Source organism: Phytobacter sp. (assembly GCF_059074235.1).
In genome coordinates this window covers 1,284,137-1,304,178 of record NZ_JCACPZ010000004.1, presented here as the reverse complement: position 1 = coordinate 1,304,178, position 20,042 = coordinate 1,284,137, and the positions used below count along the sequence as shown (strand labels likewise).

At 47.5% G+C, this 20,042-nt stretch carries 21 protein-coding genes and 1 pseudogene; 18 read left to right on the top strand and 4 right to left on the bottom strand.

All coding sequences use genetic code 11. The annotated features are described in order from the left end of the window. The first annotated feature begins 245 nt into the window (after window positions 1-245). The 14 genes and pseudogenes from AC5JPW_RS10140 (at window position 246) to AC5JPW_RS10075 (ending at window position 13,667) form a co-directional block, all read left to right on the top strand. The gene (locus tag AC5JPW_RS10140; protein ID WP_494239999.1) at window positions 246-1,034 is read left to right on the top strand and encodes a hypothetical protein; all 789 of its coding nucleotides are present in this window, start codon (window positions 246-248) and stop codon (window positions 1,032-1,034) included. Then, a complete protein-coding gene (locus AC5JPW_RS10135; RefSeq protein ID WP_494239997.1) occupies window positions 1,031-1,390 on the top strand; it encodes a hypothetical protein in 360 nt (119 codons plus the stop codon). The genes AC5JPW_RS10140 and AC5JPW_RS10135 overlap by 4 nt, the downstream gene beginning before the upstream one ends. Window positions 1,391-1,538: 148 nt before the next feature. Beyond that, window positions 1,539-1,931 carry a hypothetical protein gene (locus tag AC5JPW_RS10130; RefSeq protein WP_494239996.1) on the top strand — a complete coding sequence of 131 codons (393 nt, stop codon included), beginning with the start codon at window positions 1,539-1,541 and terminating at the stop codon, window positions 1,929-1,931. Between the two features lie 23 nt (window positions 1,932-1,954). Beyond that, window positions 1,955-2,356, top strand: a complete 402-nt coding sequence (locus tag AC5JPW_RS10125) for a hypothetical protein (protein ID WP_494239994.1) — start codon at window positions 1,955-1,957, stop codon at window positions 2,354-2,356. A 117-nt stretch (window positions 2,357-2,473) separates the two neighbouring features. Next, window positions 2,474-2,805: pseudogene (locus AC5JPW_RS10120) on the top strand (hypothetical protein). A 472-nt stretch (window positions 2,806-3,277) separates the two neighbouring features. Next, complete coding sequence (locus tag AC5JPW_RS10115; RefSeq protein WP_494239993.1) at window positions 3,278-3,604, top strand: hypothetical protein; 327 nt, start codon at window positions 3,278-3,280, stop codon at window positions 3,602-3,604. 86 nt (window positions 3,605-3,690) lie between these two features. Then, window positions 3,691-3,948, top strand: coding sequence for a hypothetical protein (locus AC5JPW_RS10110; protein WP_494239991.1), 258 nt, complete (start codon window positions 3,691-3,693; stop codon window positions 3,946-3,948). 577 nt (window positions 3,949-4,525) lie between these two features. After that, on the top strand, window positions 4,526-4,864 hold the full coding sequence (locus tag AC5JPW_RS10105) for a hypothetical protein (RefSeq protein ID WP_494241196.1): 339 nt from the start codon (window positions 4,526-4,528) through the stop codon (window positions 4,862-4,864). 25 nt (window positions 4,865-4,889) lie between these two features. Next, window positions 4,890-5,621, top strand: coding sequence for a hypothetical protein (locus AC5JPW_RS10100; RefSeq protein WP_494239989.1), 732 nt, complete (start codon window positions 4,890-4,892; stop codon window positions 5,619-5,621). Beyond that, window positions 5,618-5,992: a hypothetical protein gene (locus AC5JPW_RS10095; RefSeq protein WP_494239987.1), complete on the top strand. Its 375-nt coding sequence runs from the start codon at window positions 5,618-5,620 to the stop codon at window positions 5,990-5,992. Before AC5JPW_RS10100 ends, AC5JPW_RS10095 begins: the two co-directional genes overlap by 4 nt. A 24-nt stretch (window positions 5,993-6,016) precedes the next feature. Further along, complete coding sequence (locus AC5JPW_RS10090) at window positions 6,017-8,218, top strand: type VI secretion system Vgr family protein (protein WP_494239985.1); 2,202 nt, start codon at window positions 6,017-6,019, stop codon at window positions 8,216-8,218. A gap of 30 nt (window positions 8,219-8,248) precedes the next feature. Further along, window positions 8,249-8,680, top strand: a complete 432-nt coding sequence (locus AC5JPW_RS10085; protein WP_494239983.1) for a DcrB-related protein — start codon at window positions 8,249-8,251, stop codon at window positions 8,678-8,680. A gap of 30 nt (window positions 8,681-8,710) precedes the next feature. Next, entirely contained in the window at window positions 8,711-13,237 is a 4,527-nt protein-coding gene (locus AC5JPW_RS10080) for an RHS repeat-associated core domain-containing protein (protein WP_494239981.1), read from the top strand. Window positions 13,238-13,256: 19 nt separating this feature from the next. Then, complete coding sequence (locus tag AC5JPW_RS10075) at window positions 13,257-13,667, top strand: hypothetical protein (protein WP_494239979.1); 411 nt, start codon at window positions 13,257-13,259, stop codon at window positions 13,665-13,667. A 67-nt stretch (window positions 13,668-13,734) separates the two neighbouring features. On the opposite strand, the gene AC5JPW_RS10070 is transcribed toward AC5JPW_RS10075, so the two are convergent. Then, complete coding sequence (locus AC5JPW_RS10070; RefSeq protein WP_494239977.1) at window positions 13,735-13,914, bottom strand: hypothetical protein; 180 nt, start codon at window positions 13,912-13,914, stop codon at window positions 13,735-13,737. A gap of 86 nt (window positions 13,915-14,000) precedes the next feature. On the opposite strand from AC5JPW_RS10070, the gene AC5JPW_RS10065 reads away from it, so the two are divergent. From AC5JPW_RS10065 to AC5JPW_RS10050, 4 genes are all read left to right on the top strand, one after another. Beyond that, window positions 14,001-14,552, top strand: coding sequence for a hypothetical protein (locus AC5JPW_RS10065; protein ID WP_494239975.1), 552 nt, complete (start codon window positions 14,001-14,003; stop codon window positions 14,550-14,552). Between the two features lie 102 nt (window positions 14,553-14,654). Further along, on the top strand, window positions 14,655-15,452 hold the full coding sequence (locus AC5JPW_RS10060) for an RHS repeat domain-containing protein (RefSeq protein ID WP_494239973.1): 798 nt from the start codon (window positions 14,655-14,657) through the stop codon (window positions 15,450-15,452). Continuing rightward, a complete protein-coding gene (locus tag AC5JPW_RS10055) occupies window positions 15,409-15,978 on the top strand; it encodes a histidine phosphatase family protein (protein WP_494239971.1) in 570 nt (189 codons plus the stop codon). Before AC5JPW_RS10060 ends, AC5JPW_RS10055 begins: the two co-directional genes overlap by 44 nt. 112 nt (window positions 15,979-16,090) lie before the next feature. Beyond that, on the top strand, window positions 16,091-17,122 hold the full coding sequence (locus tag AC5JPW_RS10050; RefSeq protein WP_494241195.1) for an alpha/beta hydrolase fold domain-containing protein: 1,032 nt from the start codon (window positions 16,091-16,093) through the stop codon (window positions 17,120-17,122). 71 nt (window positions 17,123-17,193) lie between these two features. On the opposite strand, the gene AC5JPW_RS10045 is transcribed toward AC5JPW_RS10050, so the two are convergent. From AC5JPW_RS10045 to AC5JPW_RS10035, 3 genes are read right to left on the bottom strand one after another with little or no spacing between them, the layout of a single operon-like run. Continuing rightward, entirely contained in the window at window positions 17,194-17,415 is a 222-nt protein-coding gene (locus AC5JPW_RS10045) for an acyl carrier protein (protein WP_494239969.1), read from the bottom strand. 17 nt (window positions 17,416-17,432) lie between these two features. Then, window positions 17,433-18,866, bottom strand: coding sequence for an AMP-binding protein (locus AC5JPW_RS10040; protein ID WP_494239967.1), 1,434 nt, complete (start codon window positions 18,864-18,866; stop codon window positions 17,433-17,435). Continuing rightward, window positions 18,863-19,981, bottom strand: coding sequence for a membrane-bound O-acyltransferase family protein (locus AC5JPW_RS10035; RefSeq protein ID WP_494241193.1), 1,119 nt, complete (start codon window positions 19,979-19,981; stop codon window positions 18,863-18,865). Before AC5JPW_RS10035 ends, AC5JPW_RS10040 begins: the two co-directional genes overlap by 4 nt. Window positions 19,982-20,042 lie beyond the last annotated feature (61 nt).

Sequence of the window (20,042 nt, the reverse complement as noted above, 5' to 3'; positions counted from 1 at the left end):
TATATCTGGTATTGAAGATACCATGCATGACGCTATAGTCAGCGAAATATGTGCTTGTTTGCAAGTTAAATTGTTCAATGCGGTGGATTTGAGTGTGTAGATGAATAGCAGGATTGGGCGAGCGGAGCGGGAAAGTGCATAGAGATAAGCGACATAGAAAAATATCCCATGATTATTCTACTTATAGCAGTCTTTGCTGGTCCGTATTTATCATGATTGACATAAAATAATATACGGTAAACATAATGAGCAAAATAGAATATGATCCGGAAAGCCCGTTGGCTGAGTATTATTCCAGAACTGAAGTTGATGGGGGGTATATTAAACAGGATACTGAAGGGGGAGAGTATGTAATAAATAGTACAACTGGTGAAATTGTATTAAGGATGCGATGGCTATATTCCTGGCTGAAGGCCAGTAATGCTATGTCTGACTGGACGACGACGGAAAAATCATTATTTATAGCTAATGTCCACAGAGTTGTTAGTTTTGCATGGAACAAGAAAATATTTTTTTCTGTTTCTGGGAGTTCAGATTTTGCCAGAAAATTCCAGGGGCAGAAATTGCCTTTCAGTATAAATATCATTCCAGTCAACAACAATTCTCACTGGAGTGTTAATACGACAAAAGTGAATTCTGATGTTGACCGGGTAACTTTTGTTAGTTGGAAAGATAAATTCATTCAACTTGATTCGAATGATGTAATAGCCGTATACAAATGCACGGGTATGCTTCAGATCGATTGTCGCTATCAGATATCTGTGAGTCATGAAATAGGGCATTTAATTCTTGCTGATGATGAATATCTTCAACCTCCTGATGTTTTTGATTCTAGTTATTTAAATCTTGAAGACAGCAATGGACTTTCTTTCGACGATCCATTAAGTACTGTTGGGAGTATTTATAGCAGAGATGTTGATGGTTTAATGAATGTGGGAATGGAACTCCGTGAACGATATGTTAAATATCTAGACGCCACCTTGAGTGTAATGATTCCGGACACTTTTTTTTCTCTTGCGAGTGTGAGTAAATGATACGTTTTATTTTTGTACTTATTTTTTTTATAATTAGTTCCTTCTCTTGTAATGCTCATCCTGTATATGAGCAAGAAAGTTATATACAAGATGGAGAGAATGAGTCTTTTTTTATTAAAAAGTATGGAGCGCCCTCACGGCTAGTTATTAATCCTCGTTATAAGTTTGTTGGTGAATACCATGTTGCCATTGAGAATACCTATCCGTCCACAAAAGCGGAATTCAGAGATATCCCCATCAAAGAAATTTTCTGGCATTTTAATGAAAAGTTAAACTTGACCTGCTGGTTTCATTATAAAGATGGAGAATGGAAAGTTATCGCCTACTTATTCTGGCCGCCAGGCGCTAAGTTTTAATCCGGTATTAATGGTGTGAAACATCTCCTCGAAGACATGCGTGGATATTTTAATGATGAAAGGAATTTGTATTATGGTATCAACAATGCTTCGCCAAAGAGTTTAATATATATGGTGTCTATAAAACAGATGAGGAGACTCCGATAACATGGTTTACTCTAAAGTGAAGTGGATATGCAAAACATATTTTCTGGCTTATATTGTTTTGGCGTTTATCGGTTCGGTTTACTTTAAACAATATTATTACATATACCGTAATCTTATCGCTGTCAGTTGGGGGGATGGGCCGTACGGGAGAGCTATGTATGGTGTCTATGTTTATAAAGGTGCGGAAAAAGAAAATAAGGTTCAGGTAAAAGCAATAGTTTATATCGGTCGCCAGAATTTCTATTTTATTTCTTATTACAGGGATTTGGGTGTTATCGGTATGGCTGAAAATAATGATTTTGACGCGTGGGGAGACATTGTCTGGACTCCAGAAGGCGTCGCTATTGGTAATGTGTATTTTATTTCAAAAGAGATTTTAGCTGAGCATCGCTAATTGAAAAAATATAAAGTGGCATCATGAAAAAGAAAATAAATATTTATTATTTCTTACTTTTGTTTATTTTATTGATGTTTTCAATCTTTTTTATTTACCATGATCATTTTTACCATACCAGAATCATCACTATCAAGTGGTCCCAAAAGGATTTTGATGCTAATCATAAGTATAGTGTTTATGTTTATACAGGGGATGTGAAAAATGGAAAGGTTGAAATAAGAGCGAAAGTTTACACTGATGAAAATAAATTTCTTTCACACAATCTTGGTGTGATCGGTACGTCTGATTTTAATAATAATGATATTAATCTTCCTGATGTGGTTGCGCAGTGGGGAGCGATCAGATGGGAATCAGAAGGAGTTTATATAGGGAGTGGGGCAGGTTTGTATTTTGTCTCTAAAGAAGTGCTGAAAGGTTTTTGAACATCTTATTTTAAGTGATTTCTAATATTTTCTGATTAAAGTGTCAGTCTGAAGGGTAATTAAATGAAGTGTATCTCTTTTTCTATAATTATCATCTCGGCTATTTTTATAATAAAAATGACTTTTTTCGAACCATCAATGACTTCTCAAGAATCTAAATATTATGAGCAGAATGATATACAAAACGGCGATAGTGATGTCTATTTTATCAAGAAATACGGTGTGACGGCATATGAGTTTATAGCGCCGCGCTATAAGTTTATTGGGGAGTACAATATTGGTTTGAACCAAACTTACCCATTACGAATCTCAAGTTTAAAAATTATCCAATAAAGGAAATGCTTTGGCACATTCGTGATGATTTAAATCTGACATGCTGGTTTCATCAACAAGACGGGCAGTGGAAAGTCATTTCTTACATATTCTGGCCGCCAGGCGCAATATTTTAGCTCTGTCTTAAAGAAGTCAACACTATGAGTTTTGTTTCCCCTTGCGGGGAAATATATTGTCTTGATGATGTATATAGTCTCGATTTTTTTATTAATACAAACCACGTAGTATTGTGAGGGGTGACCATGGTGTTACATTTGTTTATCCATGAAATGACGCATATCTGAATATATCAAAGGGATATTTTGTTAAACTTCATGGCTTAGCTTCAGGGATAGTGGATTATCATTATGACCTTAATCTTAAATCGCTTTATTTCTATGGGGTGGAGCAACAGACATCTATTGTTTCTGATTACTGGCTATTAAAGAGCTATGGCCTGAATGCTGATTTATCAAATGTATATTATATTGGAGATACTTCCGAATCAGTTAATGCCTTGCAGACGAAATATAAAAAAGTAGGGTTATTTTCGCGATGCGTAATATAGAAAAAGTTAGTGTTTTTTTGCTTTTCCTGTGTGGATGTACAATGGGTGATTATATTCCTCCTCTTTCGTCAGGGGAGATCTACAGTTTGGGTAGTGAATTTTGTGCAAGATCACATGATGGAAATGTAATTTCAAACTATGTCTTATTCGAAGGTGTTCGGGGGGATAAAATAAAAATGGCTATAATGGCAGGAAAAAGTAACGTTCTGTGCGTAGATTCGAAAGGACTGTTAGAGAGTGTTACTTATATTGGGCACTATGTCATCATTAAAAATGGTGAGAAGAAATATTATGGTTTTAATATAATGAAAAGCAATGGGGTAATATTTAAGATGAATGATGATAACAAATATACACCGTTGCCTTGAATCTGGATTACTGCTGGTTTAATTAACGCCACGTGGAGCTATTATCAAATAATGTGTTATTTATATCTTAATTGAATGGAGGTTTGATGGCAGGTAAATTTTTGCTACGTTGGGGTGTTATTTTATTTATTTTTATTATTTATTATGCCGCCCAGTTTTTTTTCGGTTTGATGTTTTCATTAACTTATTCTTTTACCATGGATATGGGCGATTTTACTGAATCTCAGTGCATCGGATTTGCCAGTGAATTGCTATCAGATTATGACAATTCAGCAATAGCTTCATTAGTTGGTTTTTCTCTCGGGGTGCCACTCATATTGCTAGCTTTTAAAAAGATCAGATAGTACAGGTTATAAATCTGTCGGTTATTATTTTTTAGTACAGATATAATGGGTGAGAAATGGTGATGGGATGTTGCTGCATTAATGAATTTTGTAATAGGAATTTTCCCTCGATATCCTGAATGTACTACGAAAGATTCAATAATACCTGCATAGGAACTGGATTTATTTTTGCGAGTATAAAAAATGAAGAGTATTTTTTTATTATTCCTGCTTTTTTTTGCGATCAGCAGCTTCGCCCGTGATATCTCACTGCCTGATGTGCTAGTAGAAGATGATGAAATTTTTTTTGGTTAATAAATTTGGTTTACCTGAGCATGAGTTTATTAATTCTCGTCACGATTTTATAGGGGTGTATTACAGGGGCAAAGAAAGAGTATATCCTTCGAATACGCCTGAGTTTAGACATTTTTTATTAAAGAAATGTTCTGGCAGCCAGGCGCGATTTTTTAATCCGGCATTAAAGTAGCAACCATCTGGAGATTATTCCTGTTGAATTAAATGTAATAATACCAGATACATATTTCTCTCTTGTGAGGGCGGAAAGGTGACTCGTTTATTGTTTGGATTTTTTCTTTTGATGTTCCTTACGTTCATGAGTTGCATTATTTATGCAAAGCCTCCTGTATATGAACAAAGAAGTTATATAAAAGATGGAGAGAATGAGAGTTACTTTATCAAAAAATACGGTTCTCCGACGTTTTCATTCGTAGAACCTCGATATAAATTTGTGGGTGAGTTCTATGTCAGCATTGAAAATACTTACCGATCAACCAATCCAGAATTTAGAAATGTTCCGATTAAAGAAATGTTTTGGCATTTTAATGACGACCTGAATTTAACATGCTTTTTCCATTATAAAGACGGACAGTGGGTAGTTATATCCTATGCTTTCTGGCCGCCAGGAGCGCGTTTTTAATCCGGTATTAAAGGTGAGAAATAAAATGACAAAATTACAGTATGATCCTCAGAGTCCATTAGCGGAATTTTTTGTCAAAACGGAAATTGTTGGATCGTTTTTTATTCATAAGTGTCGTCTCGGAGAATTCGTTATTAGTGCTGTAACCGGGGATATTTCGTTAAGAATTCGATGGAAATACACATGGTTGAATCATTCGGATGTAAAGTATAACTGGACGTTAGTAGAGAAGACTCAATATATAACTAACGTTTACATGGCTGTTTGTAAACAGTGGAATGGGAAGATATTGTATTGTACATCAGGAACTTCGGATTTTGCTAAAAGATTTCAGGGGAAAAAACTATCTTTCCGCATAGAAATAATTCCGGTTGACAAATATCCAGATTGGAACGTGACGGTAATAAAGCCTGATTTAAATGAAGAAAATAAAATGACATTTGTTCGATGGCGAACTAAATTCATTCAGCTTTATTCTACTGATACAGTGGCGGTAAGAAAATGCTTGGGGCTAAAACAGGCTATTTGCAGATACCAATCAAATGTGGAGCACGAAGTGGGTCATTTGATTGAGGCAAATGATGAATATTATCAAGATGATGAATCAGATAAAGCAGATAAGCTTTTTGGTGATGATGCGAGTGCATTAATGAATATTGGTATGGAACTTCGGGAACGTTATCTTAATAGCGTCAATACAATGCTTAATGTAATAATCCCGGATACTTATTTTTCTCTTGTGAGTGTAACGAAATGATTCGTTTCTTCCTGTTTTTGACCTTTGCTTGGGCAATCAGTACTGGGATAGCAGCAGATATAACTCAACCCCCAGAGTATTATGAGCAAAAAAGTAATATAAAAAACGGAGATAGTGATGTTTTTTTTATTAGTAAGTATGGTCGTCCTAAACATGAGCTTATAAAGCCACGTTATAAATTTGTCGGCATATATTACAACGGCATAGAGGATACTTATCGTTCGACAAACCCTAAGTTTAGGGAGGTTCTTATTAAAGAATTATTCTGGAATTTTAATGATGACTTAAATTTAACATGTTGGTTTCATTACAAAGATGGGAAGTGGATAGCTATTGCGTATGTTTTCTGGCCACCAGGGGCTCAATTTTAATTCGGTATTTAAGGAATGATTATTATGAGTTTTGTTTATACAGGTAATAAATCCGGTCAAGGCGGCGTGCCAGCTATCACCACACCGCCCATCGCTGGTGAAAGCGGTACAGTTACAGAAAATTCAGCCGCTGGAAGCGTGTCCGGTGTTATAGAAACAGCAGCTGAGCAGGTCGTGGAATGGCTGATGGGGGACCTGCCTGAACTATCTGGATTGGTGAAAGCGGCTGTGGCGGCAACTGCCAGTACGTCCGGTGCGATTGGAGCAATACAGGATTTGGCGTTGTCCGGTGAGGCAGGTGCGGCAGGTGTGCATAACGTGATGATCAGTGGCAGTGCTGTACCTCCAGGGGCATTGTTGTTTGCTGGTCTGAATGGTTCGGAAAAACTTAGTTGTTTATTTACTTATATCATCGAGCTAAAAACCCCGGATATCCTGAATATGGGTTACGTTTCACCTGCTGCCAATCTGCCGCTCAAGCCAATGGTGGGCAAGGACCTGTGCATCAACATCGAACTGGACGGCGGCGGCAAACGTTATATCAGCGGGCTGGTGACGGCGGCGCGGGTAGTAGGGCATGAGGGCCGGTCGGTTACGTATGAATTATGTATGGAGCCGTGGTTTAAACTGCTGACTCACACCAGCGACTACAAAGCATTTCAAAACAAAACCGTGGTGGACATTCTTGATGAAGTCCTGACCGAATACCCCTACCCGGTGGAAAAGCGCCTGGTGGAGACTTATCCGGTGCGCGCCTGGCAGGTCCAGTACGGCGAAACCGATTTCACCTTTCTCCAGCGGCTGATGCAGGAGTGGGGCATCTACTGGTGGTTTGAGCACAGCGAGAACAGCCACACACTGGTGCTGGCAGACGCTATCAGTGGGCATCACACCTGCCCGGACTCGCCGGTAGTGGAGTGGCACCAGGAAGGACTGAAGCTGGACAAGGAGTTTATCGATACCATCACAGCTACGGAGGATCTGCGAGCAGGACAGTGGGTGCTGGATGATTTTGATTTTACCAGGCCACGATCGCAACTGGGGAGCACCGTAGCAAACCCCCGAGAAACGGGCCACGCCAGCTACGAACACTATGAATGGCCGGGCGACTATTTCGATAAAGGCGAAGGCGAAATGCTGACGCGCATCCGTATGGAAGCGCAGCGCAGCCCCGGCAGCCGCGTTCACGGCGGTGGACACATTCGCACCCTAATGACGGGATACGCTTTTACGCTAACAAATCACCCCACTGCCGAAGTTAATCAGGAATATCTACTGGTACAGACCACGTTGTTTTTACAGGACAACGCGCAGCACAGCGGCCAGGCTCAACACTTTTCTTATTCGACCACCTTTGAACTGCATCCAACCCGTGAGGTGTTTCGTCCACAACGAACAATAAGCAAACCGCATACCAAAGGACCGCAAAGCGCCATCGTTACCGGCCCGGCGGGGCAGGAGATCTGGACCGATAAATACGGGCGGGTAAAGGTGCAGTTTGGCTGGGATCGCTACGGCAAAATGGATGAAAACAGCTCCTGCTGGATACGCGTCAGCTACCCTTGGGCAGGCAAGGGCTTCGGGATGATACAGATCCCGCGTATTGGTCAGGAAGTGTTAGTGGACTTTAAAAATGGCGACCCGGATCTGCCCATCATTATCGGGCGTACCTATAACCAGGACACTATGCCGCCGTGGGGGTTGCCAGGAATGGCGTCGCAAAGCGGGATATTCAGTCACTCGCTCTATGGCGGACCAACGAACGGGAACATGCTGAGGTTTGATGACAAAACAGGCGCGGAGGAAGTGAAATTCCATGCCGAAAAAGACCTGAATACAACGGTAAAAAACAATGAAACACATACGGTAAATGCCGACCGGACAAAGACCATCATACATAACGAAATTACGAAAGTGCATATCGATCGCACAGAAGATGTCTTTGGCAAACATACCGAAACAATTAAAGGAACGCGTGAAATTAAGGTGACGGAAGGAGATCAGTTTCTCACGGTGGAAAAAGGGATACGGGAGGTGATCGTAAAAACAGGTACCAGTACTGAAACGGTCGAAAAAGATATCTCAGTAACTTCTCTCTCCGGGGCTATTCATCTGACAGCTAAAACACAAATTACGCTAACCGTAGGCAAAAGCTCTCTCACCATGAATTCAGACGGCACCATCATACTGGATGGCCCCACCCATCTGGCACTCAATCCACAGTAAAAATCGCTGTATTCAACAGGATATATCCCTATGCAATACCTTATTAATGAAGGTCATTTTTCCCTGCCCGGAAACTGGCAGGACAGCACAATGAACATCCTAACGCCAGTACTGAGCGACGTCGCAGGCGCAAATCTGGTGGTGACTCGCGAAAACCTGCCGGAAGGGGCGGAATTCAGCGACTACCTGGCCGTGCAGAAGAAGAAATTTCGCACTGAGTTGAAAGCGATGACGTTCACGGTAGAAGAGCCCTGCCATGTTGAAGAGCGTCCTGCGGAATACTGGGAGTTTAGCTGGAACAACAACGGCATAACGATACAGCAGCTACTGCTGGTGATGCTCAACGGTCGACAGGTTCTGACGCTGACTTATTCCTCAACGCAGGCGCTGGCAGAGGAAGACCGTAAAGCCATGCAGGGAGCGCTGCTGCATTTTCGTTTTGGGATGCCGCAGGGCAAATAGTTCTGTTGGTTCCGCAGGGAGGACGGATAAATGACGGAAAAAAGCGCGCAGGAAAAGCTGGCGGAGCTGGACCAACGGGGCAGTAATGCCGAATCAGTAGAAAATATAGCCACGACAGGACATATCGCCAGTACCGGAATAATGGTCGTCAGTATGGTGGGGGCAACGGCAAAAGTAGGACTGGCAGCAGCAGCGGCAAATACCTGTGCAGCTGGCGTAGCCAAAGCCGTTGCTGGTTTTGGCGGCCCTCTGATTGCCGGAATGGCAGGAGGGATGTTGGGAGGATGGCTGGGCACCAAAGCAGGTGACTGGTTTATGGACACCTGGGGCAAAGATCACGCCGTTTCTGGTCCCACTGAGATTCCGGCGTGTGTGGGGCATCACATCGTTCATAACAATTCCTTTCTTGGCGCAATTGGTGGGTTGATCGGCGGACTTATTGTCGGGGTTGCGGTGGGGGCTCTGGTTGTTGCGACTGGGGGAGCAGCACTTGGCGTACTTGCCGCTACCGTCGCGGCCGGAGCCGGGGGGCTGGCAGGGGGATTTATCGGCGGTGCAGTTATGGCTATTGGCTCCCGCTGGGCCTCAGATACCGGAGAAATTGCTGAAGGTTCACCCAACGTTACCTTTGAAGGAAAAGCAGTAGCACGGGTAACCGATCCGGTTATTTGCAGCAAAGATCCGGGCCAACCGCCGCCGCAGATTGCTGAAGGCAGTCAAATCATTTCCGTAAACGGTCTGCCACTGGCGCGTAAGGGGCATAAAATCACCTGTTCGGCAGTGATTCAGGACGGGTGTAAAACCATCACTGCGGATAAGACTACCGGGCAGTATGGGCCGATAAATGCGGATATGTCTGTTACAGAACAATCAATCATATCCGGTATAGAGGTCCTTTCAGCCCTGTGGGGTGCAAGACAGTTAAACCGTGCTGCCAATCAGCGTATCAACCAAGGATTCAGCGACCCGGTGGATGCGGGAACAGGCGAATATCTGGACTACCGCACTGATTTCCACTGGCCGCATACTCTGCCATTAACGCTAAAGCGCGCCTATACGGGGCGTCACACTGTGAGCGGCCTGTTGGGCAGTCGCTGGCAGTGCAACTGGTCACAGTACCTGGAGTTCGACTCCGATGGGCAGAGCGTCACTTTGTATGATGCCGAAGGCTTATGTCCGGCCTATGCCACGGAGCAGGAGCCGTACAATTGCCGCAATCTGCTGGTGCCACACTACCGGCTGATGGGCAGCCGCAACCGGGCCATCATTTTCGATGAGCACACGCAGCAAAGTTATATCTTTACCCCTGTTTCACCCGGTGCACGCCGCCTGCGGCTCTCCGCCATCAAAGATCGTAACCGTAACGAAATCCGTTTTCTTTATAACGGTGTGGGCCATCTGACAAACGTCGAACATAGCGGCGGCCTGCGCCTGCGGGTAATGTGCGGCCAGGAAGGGCTGATTTACCGCGTCAGTGACGAGGCAGACGGCAGTGAACTGGTGCGCTACGACTATGTTCACCACGCCGATGAATGGCGACTGCGTGATGCGCAAACACGGTTTAACGGTACGCTGCACTACACCTACACGGAACAGGGCTGGCTAAATTCCTGGCGTGACAACGGCCCCACACACTTTCACCTGCGTTATGACGACGAAGGACGGGTGGTGGCAACGGGTACCGAAGAGGGGTTGTACAACGACACCTTCCGCTATTTTCCGGCAGAACGTAAAACGGAGTACATCGACGCGACGGGCGCGGTTACCACCCTGTGGTTTGATGAAACCTGGCTGCTGATAAAACAGCTCGACCCGTTGGGACACACCACCGAGTGGGAACGCGATGAATACGACCATCCGCTGTGCATCCGACAACCGGGCGGGCGTGTTACGCAAATCAAACGCGATTACGCCGGGCGTATTCTGAGTGAAACCGACGCAGACGGGCGCAAGCGGGAATGGCAGCGGGATGCATTTGGGCTGATAACCGCATACCGCGACCACCGTACCACGGCGGCATACCGATATAACAATGAAGGAAATTTGGTCTACCGAGAGGTGAATGGCCGGAAATGGCAGTATCGCCATACCGAAGACGGTCAGATTAAGGAAGTGACTCACCCGGACGGCAGCTGTGAGCAGTGGAGCTATAACGCTCAGGGCAGTCTGACGGCGCATACCGACGCGGCAGGCAGGACGACACATTACGCGGAAGACCGATGGTTGCGTCTGACGGCGATGACCGATGCCGAAGGGCGCAGCACGAGCTGGCAGTATCGTCCGGGTGAGGGCAACCCGCATGAAAAGGTCAGCACGGTTATCCGTGCTGACGGCGGCGCAGAGACATTCCACTACGATGGCGAAGGAAAAATCGCCGCCCATACCGGTGCAATGGGCCAGACCACACGCTACCGGCACGGGGCATTTGACCTGCTGCGTGAGGTGGAGGACGCGGGGGGGCAGCGTATTGTTTGCGACTACGATGGCGCCGCGAGGCTGACGCAGCTAACACGCCCGGGCAACCAGTGCTGGCGGCTGTATTACGACGCGGCAGGGCAACTGGCAGGGGAGGATGACTGGTCAGGGCGTCGGACGGTTTACCACCGTGATGAGCAGGGCCGTCTGACTGAGAAAATCCGCCCGGACGGCAGCGCGTGGCGCTATACGCGGGATGAGTATGGCCGGGTGACGGCGATAACCAGCGACCATCAGCACATGCGCTACGGTTATGACCGCCATGACCGGATGGTGAGCGCGGAAGTGTATGAGTGCAGTGATGCCACACTGAAGGACTTCGCGCTGACCAGCCGCATCACGCTGGAGTGGGATGCGCAGCACCGGCTGGTGGCGGAGGAGCAGGACGGTCAGCGCACGGAATACCGCTACGATGAGGCGGGACGGCTGACGGGAACAAAAACCGCCGACGGCGAAACGGCCCGGGAATACGATGCCTCTGGCGTACTGACGGCGTACCGCAGCAACAACCACCGGGTGGATTTTGGGCATACGCGTTCCGGCCAGGAAAAACAGCGGCGCTACCGCCCGGAGGATGAAGAACGCTGGCTGGAGCAGACGCCGCTGAACCATGCGGTCTATACCCAGTCGCAGGGCTATGACGCCTGCGGACGTACAGCGTGGCAACGGCAGGGAGCAGAGCGGCTGGAAGGCAGCCATGAGAGCGTGATGCCGTGGCGGGCTCTGGGTGAGCATCGTTATACGTGGGATAAATCGGGCCGCCTGACGGGCCATGAAGTGCGGTCAAAAACGCACACGGAACGGGAAACGCGTTACAGCTATGACCGCCGCGACCAGGTCACGCACGTGCTGCGGCTGAACGCCGACGGCCCGGCGGTGGAAGAACGCTACCGCTATACGCTCAGTGAGCAGATAGCGGAAAGCCGAATAAACGGCATCCTCTCCCGGCACGACTACCGCAACGAGTGTGTGACGCAGGCGGGGGACAGTCGCTATGAATACGATGCCTGCGGACGGATGATAAAACGCACCGAACAGAAGCGGGGCTTCCGGGCGCAGGAGTGGCGCTACCGCTGGGATGACTTTGACCGCCTGCGGGAGGTGAGGACGCCGGACGGGGAGGTGTGGCAGTACCGCTATGATGCGTTCGGGCGCAGAACGGCGAAGCGCAGCGTCATCCGCGCGGCGTGGAAGCATCAGCAACACCCGGTCAGTGAGGTTCGTTATCAGTGGCAGGGCATGGTGCTGTCGGCGAGTGAAAAGCGCTACGCGGACGGCAGCCCGGCGCTGCGTGAGCAGTGGCACTACCGGGGTGATTTTGACCTGCTGGCGAAAGAAGCGCGGGCGGCGAACGATGAGCGGAGTGACTTCTACCCGATAGTGAGCGGCCCGGACGGTGCGCCGCAGGAGATGTACAGTGCGAACGGAAGAAAGGTGTGGACGCGGCAGCGCAGCCTGTGGGGACGGGTTGCGGCGAACGACTCGCCATATAACGCGCGTGAAAGCTGTGACGCGGGTTTTATGGGCCAGTGGCAGGATGAGGAAAGCGGGCTGTGGTATAATTTACACCGCTACTACGATGCCGGAACCGGGCAGTATGTAAGCCAGGACCCGATAGGGCTGGCGGGTGGTTTAAATACGCAGTCGTATGTGCATAACCCGGTGGGCTGGTGCGATCCGTGGGGGTTATTAGATTGTCCCTTAAAATTTTATAAAGGCAAAGCAGATGATTTAGAAAAAAATGGTAATGTATCTGAGCAATTAAAATCTTTGAAGAGGGGAACAAAGGAATGGAAGGAAGCGGTTAAGGCAATGCAAGAAGCTGTGAGCAATGGTGAAAAATTTCAGGTGAGAGTTGAGTCAAGCACTGATGCAAAAGCATTTCTGAGTGAAGCTCAAGGAAATATGAATCATTATTCAATGAATGCTAACTCAGGGAGAGCTGATGGCGTACCCAAATACCCTAAAGGTTATGAGCAACACATGCGTTCAGCTCAGAAAGAGGGCTTTTTGGATCTTTCTCATATTAAATATTATAACAATGGAACAGATGGCCATATTTTTTACAATATCCCCAATTAGATTGTGATTAAGGTAGGTTATGAAAGATAAGTTCACTTTTGAAAGGTTAATAGCGACAAAGAAAGAATTTAGCATGCATGATAAAGATGCAGTGTTTTTTTCAATGCGTAACTTCATTGGCGAAAATAGCAAGCCTACTTGGATTGACTCGCTGTCTGAATTAAAAGGTGTGATGACTGATGATGAGTATTATATTGCACTTAATCTGATTGTAACAAAAGGGAGGAAACAGTTTTTCAAAGGTACGCTTGTTTCATGTTTGAAAAATGACTTGTTACATTTCTTAGGTTTGGAGTTTAGTGCGGAAAAAGGATGCTCCAGACCATTTATAATATCACCGCTGTTTTCTATGCGACCAAGATATGTTATTTCCATTAGTGAGGAAGCAGGTATTCGATATTATAATTGGAAAGATCAAGTGTCCAAATAGGGTTGCGCCTCCATTTTTTGATTGATGAAAACTGTTGGGTTTTGATAATGTTCACTAACAGCCACGATTATGGCTTCTTATCGGTTTGATTAGTCATGTAAGCTTTATTCTGCAAAATTGAAAATGCCAGTTTATCAACAAAACATTCCGGTAACATCTGCCCCTCTGAAAATTTTACAAATATATAAAGAACAATATAGCGTTTGTGACCTACCTGAAGGTCATTCATCAGTTCTTCATTTGCCATATGGACAAACTGTTCCCGCCACAAAAGTCTGGGTTAGGCATAATAGTAATGGTAAGACAGTACATGCATACCCAATGGAGTAAATAATGAGTTTCTATATTCAATTAAGCAATCCAAGAATTAATGCCATGAATGTAAAAAATGAAGTTGGGATAACTGAGGTTATTGAAGATTTATTCCCTTTGGGAACAGAGGGTTTAATAATTTGTTGGAGCGGCGTTCGTTTTTCACTGAGTTATAAGTATGATATTCCAGTTATTTTTGATGATATAATCAGGATGGTTGAAAATATAAGTTCGTCTCAAAATGGAATGATTAATGTTTTTTGGCCTTCCAACACATTCAGTAGTGATTGGTGTATCTCTTGGAAAAGTGAAAGTATTCAATGTAATACTGTGTGGGAAAGTGTGGGCGGAGGCGTTGAGTCAGTTTTAAATAGTGTTAGCTCATTAGAATGTGGGAGGAATTATTTCATTGGAGAATGGATTGCTGTTTTGCGAATGATTAAGAAAAAACTCGTTAATTCTGGCGTTGATCTGAATTTAATAATAGGTATAAAAGAGTTGAATGAGTTACTTGATGCCAGGTGTGATGATGTTGGGTATTTATACACTAAAGAAACCTGGGCTATTTTATAAAACAATAAAAATAAATGTGTAAAAAATAAAAGGTACTGTCTTTAAATACGACTTCCGCCCGCAATTATCGAGACTCCCTCCAAAAAATCGCTAACTGTGACAATGTCAAATTCCAGCTCAGTACTGGCATTGTCCATTTTTCTGCATGCTCACGCCGAGGGGCGTAGCACGAGCTGGCAGTACCGTCCAGAGGATGAAGAACACCGGCAGGGAGCAGAGCGGCTGGAAGGCAGCCATGAGAGCGTGATGCCGTGGCGGGCCCTGGGTGAGCATCGTTATACGTGGGATAAATCGGGCCGCCTGACGGGCCATGAGGTGCGGTCAAAAACGCACACGGAACGGGAAACGCGTTACAGCTATGACCGCCGCGACCAGGTCACGCACGTGCTGCGGCTGAACGCCGACGGCCCGGCGGTGGAAGAACGCTACCGCTATACGCTCAGTGAGCAGATAGCGGAAAGCCGGATGAACGGCATCCTCTCCCGGCACGACTACCGCAACGAGTGCGTGACGCAGGCGGGGGACAGTCGCTATGAATACGATGCCTGCGGACGGGTGATAAAACGCACCGAACAGAAGCGGGGCTTCCGGGCGCAGGAGTGGCGCTACCGCTGGGATGACTTTGACCGCCTGCGGGAGGTGAGGACGCCGGACGGGGAGGTGTGGCAGTACCGCTATGATGCGTTCGGGCGCAGAACGGCGAAGCGCAGCGTCATCCGCGCGGCGTGGAAGCATCAGCAACACCCGGTCAGTGAGGTTCGTTATCAGTGGCATGGTATGGCGCTGTCGGCGAGTGAAAAGCGCTACGCGGACGGCAGCCCGGCGCTGCGTGAGCAGTGGCACTACCGGGGTGATTTTGACCTGCTGGCGAAAGAAGCGCGGGCTGATAAGACACGGTAAGCCGGATGTAGATACCCATCAGAAGCTCTCCTCAGATGAGATGGCACAGTGGATTGCCGCTTATGATCGCAGCGAAGTTAGCGAAAACCCGCCAGCGGCATTAATACATTTCCTTTCAACCCCTCCACGTGTTGCTGTTGCCAGTTCATTACCCAGAGCCATCACCTCAATAAAAAAACTGGGGATTGAACCTACGGTTATTGATTCCGACTTCAGGGAAGCGCAATTACCGTTAATCAATCTTCTGTGGCTGAAAATATCGCCTTTAACTTACGCGTTCTGGCTGCGGATATTATGGCTGGCAGGATTTGCCGGAAAGGTTGAATCGCGCTCCCTTGCGCAAAAGCGTGCTGCGCTAGCGGCAGGTAAACTTATCCAACTGGCGGAAAATAACCCAACCGTAGTGCTGATGGGGCACGGGATCTTCAACCGTATGCTGGGGGCGATGTTGAAAAAAGTCGGGTTCAGCGTGACCGCAAAAACCGGGAAAGGCTACTGGCATGCCGTGGAATTTGAGAAACCTTAACCCATCTGATTTTTGAATCAATTACATCGACTTCTTGCATTATTCATCGCCAGATCCGAATGATAATCTGCCTCACGCCCAGGAATAATGACCCCTACATAAGAAGGACATGATGAAATCCACCTCCCTTGTACTGGCAGGCTGCATGCTACTGTCATCTACGGTTTCGCAGGCGTTTGCTGCCACCGAAACGCTACCCGGTTTTGCTGAAGGTGCGCAGGTGATGAAAGTCACCCCGTCGCAGGGCCAGACCGATCTCTTCAGCAACATTATCTATTCGCAGGTGAAAGAGGGCATTGCGTTCCGCCAGCTCAAAATGTCACTGCTGGTACCGCGTAATAACGACCTGAAGCCAGCGATTGTTTACTTCCCTGGCGGTGGGTTTATGACCGCTAATCACGATAAGTACATTGCGATGCGCATGGCGCTGGCGAATGCGGGCTATGTGGTCGCAGCGGCGGAATACCGTGTGGTTCCGGATAAATTCCCGGCACCCGTCGTGGACGGCAAAACCGCCGTCCGTTACCTGCGGGCGCACGCGAAGGAGTTCAATATCGATCCGGCCCGTATTGCTGTTCTGGGGGACTCTGCGGGCGGATGGCTGGCGCAAATGCTCGGCACCACCAACGGTGACAAAACCTTTGATAAAGGCGATTACGCAGAGCAGTCTTCCGACGTGCAGGCGGTCGCGACGCTTTATGGCATCTCGAATCTGCTGAATATTGGTGAAGGCTTCCCGGAACAGGTACAGCAGGTACATCGTTCGCCAGCGGTCACCGAAGCGCTATTGGTTCACGGCTCGGCGTTTCGCAACTTTGCAGGTGCAACCATCGATAGCGACCCGAAAAAGGCACTCGCTGCCAGCCCGATGGGGCACATTACCGGGCACGAACCGCCGTTTTTGATCATGCACGGCAGCGCAGATTCACTGGTTTCTCCGCAGCAAAGTGCGCAGCTTTATCAGGCGCTGAAAGCCAAAAAAGAGACCGCTGAGTATGTGCTGATAGAAGGTGCAGAACATGGTGATATCAACTGGTATCAGCCGCAGGTGATTGACCATGTGGTGAACTGGTTCAGACAGACTCTCGGCGCGCCGTTAAAACAAAGCGCTCCGGCATCGGCCGACAAAAAATCTAACCTGTAAAAAAAAGCCCCCGAATGCCAGCGCACCCGGGGGCTTTACTCTCTCCCAAACCCGGTCAACCGCGTGGAGACTTATCCGCGGTTCTCTTCAATGTAGTATGCCAGGTCTGCTGGCGTTTTCAGCACGGTAGCCACTTCGGTGGGAGGGATCATGCAGCCGTAAACGTCCTGCACTTCCAGTACCAGGTCCACGGCCAGAATGGAGTCGAGAATGTCGGACTCAATCAGCTCGTCGTGGAAACCCACTTTGCGGGATAACACTTTTTCAAACAGCGCGAGAATTTCTTGTTCCATCTTTTTTTCCTGGATAATTAGTTTGTGCGGGCGTGAGTGTCCAGCAACTTACGATCAATTTTGCCGTTAGGGTTCAGCGGCAACGCGTCTTTAATGATGATCTGAGACGGCACCATGTAGTGCGGTATCACCTCAGACAGCGATGACTTGATCGCCTCGGGGGCAAGATCCGTCACGCAGAACGCCGCAATACGCAGAACACCACCGCCGGATTTCATCAGCGGTAACACCACGGCTTCGTTGATGCCAGACATCGCCAGCAGGCGGTTTTCAATTTCGTTAATTTCAATGCGATAGCCGTTCAGCTTGATCTGGCTGTCGTTGCGGCCCTGGCAGTAGAGCAGGCCGTCTTCGTAGCCAAGATCGCCGGTGCGGTAACCGCGATACTGTTCGCTCTCGCGGTGCAGCAGTTTTTCGGCATTCTCCTGTGCCAGGCCCAGGTAGCCACGCATCACGTTTTTACCCCAGATGATCAACTCGCCTTCGGCGGTAATCTCCATATGGGATTCCGGCATCATCGCGCCAACGGGCAGCAGATCGATGTCGTTGTTGAGGATCTCATCGGTGATTTCGATGACCGTGGTGGCGATGGTCGCTTCCGTTGGGCCATAGGAGTTGAGGATTTTGGCGTGCGGGAAGCGGCGGCGTAACTGTTTCACCAGCGCTTTGTTCAGCACCTCACCAATAAACACAAACACCCCAAGCTGCGGCAAATAGTCGCTGTTGAACTGTGGCGAGAGCAGGCGCTGGTAGGCAAACGACGGCGTCGATACCCAGACGGAAACGTCATTCTCTTTCAGACGATCCAGCCAGTTTTCAGCGGCAATGTCTTCTTTGGCGTTCAGCACGATGTGCCCCCTGGTCGCCAGGTTGGCCAGCAGCGGGATAAGCGACAGGTCAAAACTGAACACCGCGTGGTTCATCAGCACCGGGTTGGCAGGCAGAGAAAAGTCGTCGCGCACCCATTTCATAAAGTGCCACACGCTCTCGCGGCCAATCTGCACCCCTTTGGGTTTGCCGGTGCTGCCGGAGGTGAACATGATGTACGCCAGATCCTGCTCGGCGAGCACCTGTCCCGCCTCGGCGGTTTTAATAAATTGCTTCGTCACCACATCATAGTAGTACGGCGCATTGGCGAGATGGCAGATCTCTCTCAGACGTTCCTGAGGGTAGATGCAATCGACCGGAATGTACGGAATGTTGTGCAGAAGGCAGCTATAAATGGCGACGGCAAATTCCGCCTGCTGGTGGCCGTACAACACCACCGGCGTACCGGCTGGCTGTTGGCACTCTTTATAACGTTCAGCCCAGTCGACCACTGCATCGGACAATTCAAGCCAGGTCAGGGCATCATCACTGCCGCTGATCGCCAGCTGGTGCGGGTTGGCAGGGGCACGTAACGCTGCACGCAGGAAGTCTTGTAATTCAACGAGTTCAGTTTGATTTTTCATAGGGGAGACATTCCACTAAAGATGTAAAGGGAGGCCGCGGCGCTTCCCAGCGTCAGAATTCGTCCCAAAAAAGCGATAACCGGTAGCTGAAGCCAGTTGCTCAATGCCGGATTGCGTTTGGCAGACCAAAGCAGCATGTTGTGAGCAACAGAGATGGCGCCAAAGAGCGCGCCGCTGATGACGTAGTGCCGTTCCAGCCCGTTCCATGCCCCCATACAAAACAGGGTGCAGAAGATGCCAATATTCTGCGCGAGAGTTTTGTTCTGACGGAAAAAGTCGAGCTTCATCAGATTCATATAAATTGGCATAAAGACCACGTCACGCAGCCACTCAGAGAGGCTGACGTGGAATCGACGCCAGAAATCCTGTGGGTTTTTTGCCAGAATCGGCAGGTTGAAGTTGGCCGGAATGTTCAGACCAAACAAGCGACCAGCCCCAATAGCCATGTTGCTGTAACCCGCAAAGTCAAAGTAGAGATAGGTGCTGTAGGCCACCGACATCACCACGCCGACGGTCCAGTCAAACGGGCGATGGCTCCAGGACTGAATCACCAGGTTGTCGATCAGCATCGCCAGCAGGAATTTCTGGATAATTCCGGTGAAAATCTGTTCCATCGCGGTTAAAAACTGCTCGCGATTGATGGCAAATACCGGTTTATTAATGTCATTTACCCAAGTCCGCCAGCGGTACATTGGGCCAGCGAGAATAATAAAGGGCATAAACAGATAGCAGAAATAGTGCAGGAAATTGCGACCGTCTTTCTTGTTGCGATAAAGCAGTACATCTATGGCGCGAAACGTCATAAATGAAAGGCCAATCATGCCCCAGTGGTTGTTCAGGTGCAGTTTTACCAGCAGTAGCGGCAGCAATGTTAAAGTGACCGCCTGCCAGGTTTTTAACCAACCTTTGTCTTTTAATGTGACGAGACCATAAAAAGCGAAAAATACCGCCACCGGAATAAGATAGTCATCCTGGAAAATATATCCCCAACCCACTGCGGCCAGCACTGAAAATGCCGATAAATAGGTCAGGCGAAAACTGAGGATGCGATTCACCAGCGCAAAAATCAGCGCGGATGAAAAAAGCCAGAAAAAGAATGTGCCAGAGCTATACATCATTCACCCTCAGAATTTTTGGTATTCAAAATGGACTTTAATATTTTTGCTGTCGTCCACG

Coding starts and splice junctions, on each gene's coding strand:
- AC5JPW_RS10140 (WP_494239999.1), top strand. CDS start 246: ATGAGCAAAATAGAATATGATCCGGAAAGCCCGTTGGCTGAGTATTAT.
- AC5JPW_RS10135 (WP_494239997.1), top strand. CDS start 1,031: ATGATACGTTTTATTTTTGTACTTATTTTTTTTATAATTAGTTCCTTC.
- AC5JPW_RS10130 (WP_494239996.1), top strand. CDS start 1,539: ATGGTTTACTCTAAAGTGAAGTGGATATGCAAAACATATTTTCTGGCT.
- AC5JPW_RS10125 (WP_494239994.1), top strand. CDS start 1,955: ATGAAAAAGAAAATAAATATTTATTATTTCTTACTTTTGTTTATTTTA.
- AC5JPW_RS10115 (WP_494239993.1), top strand. CDS start 3,278: ATGGGTGATTATATTCCTCCTCTTTCGTCAGGGGAGATCTACAGTTTG.
- AC5JPW_RS10110 (WP_494239991.1), top strand. CDS start 3,691: ATGGCAGGTAAATTTTTGCTACGTTGGGGTGTTATTTTATTTATTTTT.
- AC5JPW_RS10105 (WP_494241196.1), top strand. CDS start 4,526: ATGTTCCTTACGTTCATGAGTTGCATTATTTATGCAAAGCCTCCTGTA.
- AC5JPW_RS10100 (WP_494239989.1), top strand. CDS start 4,890: ATGACAAAATTACAGTATGATCCTCAGAGTCCATTAGCGGAATTTTTT.
- AC5JPW_RS10095 (WP_494239987.1), top strand. CDS start 5,618: ATGATTCGTTTCTTCCTGTTTTTGACCTTTGCTTGGGCAATCAGTACT.
- AC5JPW_RS10090 (WP_494239985.1), top strand. CDS start 6,017: ATGAGTTTTGTTTATACAGGTAATAAATCCGGTCAAGGCGGCGTGCCA.
- AC5JPW_RS10085 (WP_494239983.1), top strand. CDS start 8,249: ATGCAATACCTTATTAATGAAGGTCATTTTTCCCTGCCCGGAAACTGG.
- AC5JPW_RS10080 (WP_494239981.1), top strand. CDS start 8,711: ATGACGGAAAAAAGCGCGCAGGAAAAGCTGGCGGAGCTGGACCAACGG.
- AC5JPW_RS10075 (WP_494239979.1), top strand. CDS start 13,257: ATGAAAGATAAGTTCACTTTTGAAAGGTTAATAGCGACAAAGAAAGAA.
- AC5JPW_RS10070 (WP_494239977.1), bottom strand. CDS start 13,914: ATGGCAAATGAAGAACTGATGAATGACCTTCAGGTAGGTCACAAACGC.
- AC5JPW_RS10065 (WP_494239975.1), top strand. CDS start 14,001: ATGAGTTTCTATATTCAATTAAGCAATCCAAGAATTAATGCCATGAAT.
- AC5JPW_RS10060 (WP_494239973.1), top strand. CDS start 14,655: ATGTCAAATTCCAGCTCAGTACTGGCATTGTCCATTTTTCTGCATGCT.
- AC5JPW_RS10050 (WP_494241195.1), top strand. CDS start 16,091: ATGAAATCCACCTCCCTTGTACTGGCAGGCTGCATGCTACTGTCATCT.
- AC5JPW_RS10045 (WP_494239969.1), bottom strand. CDS start 17,415: ATGGAACAAGAAATTCTCGCGCTGTTTGAAAAAGTGTTATCCCGCAAA.
- AC5JPW_RS10040 (WP_494239967.1), bottom strand. CDS start 18,866: ATGAAAAATCAAACTGAACTCGTTGAATTACAAGACTTCCTGCGTGCA.
- AC5JPW_RS10035 (WP_494241193.1), bottom strand. CDS start 19,981: ATGTATAGCTCTGGCACATTCTTTTTCTGGCTTTTTTCATCCGCGCTG.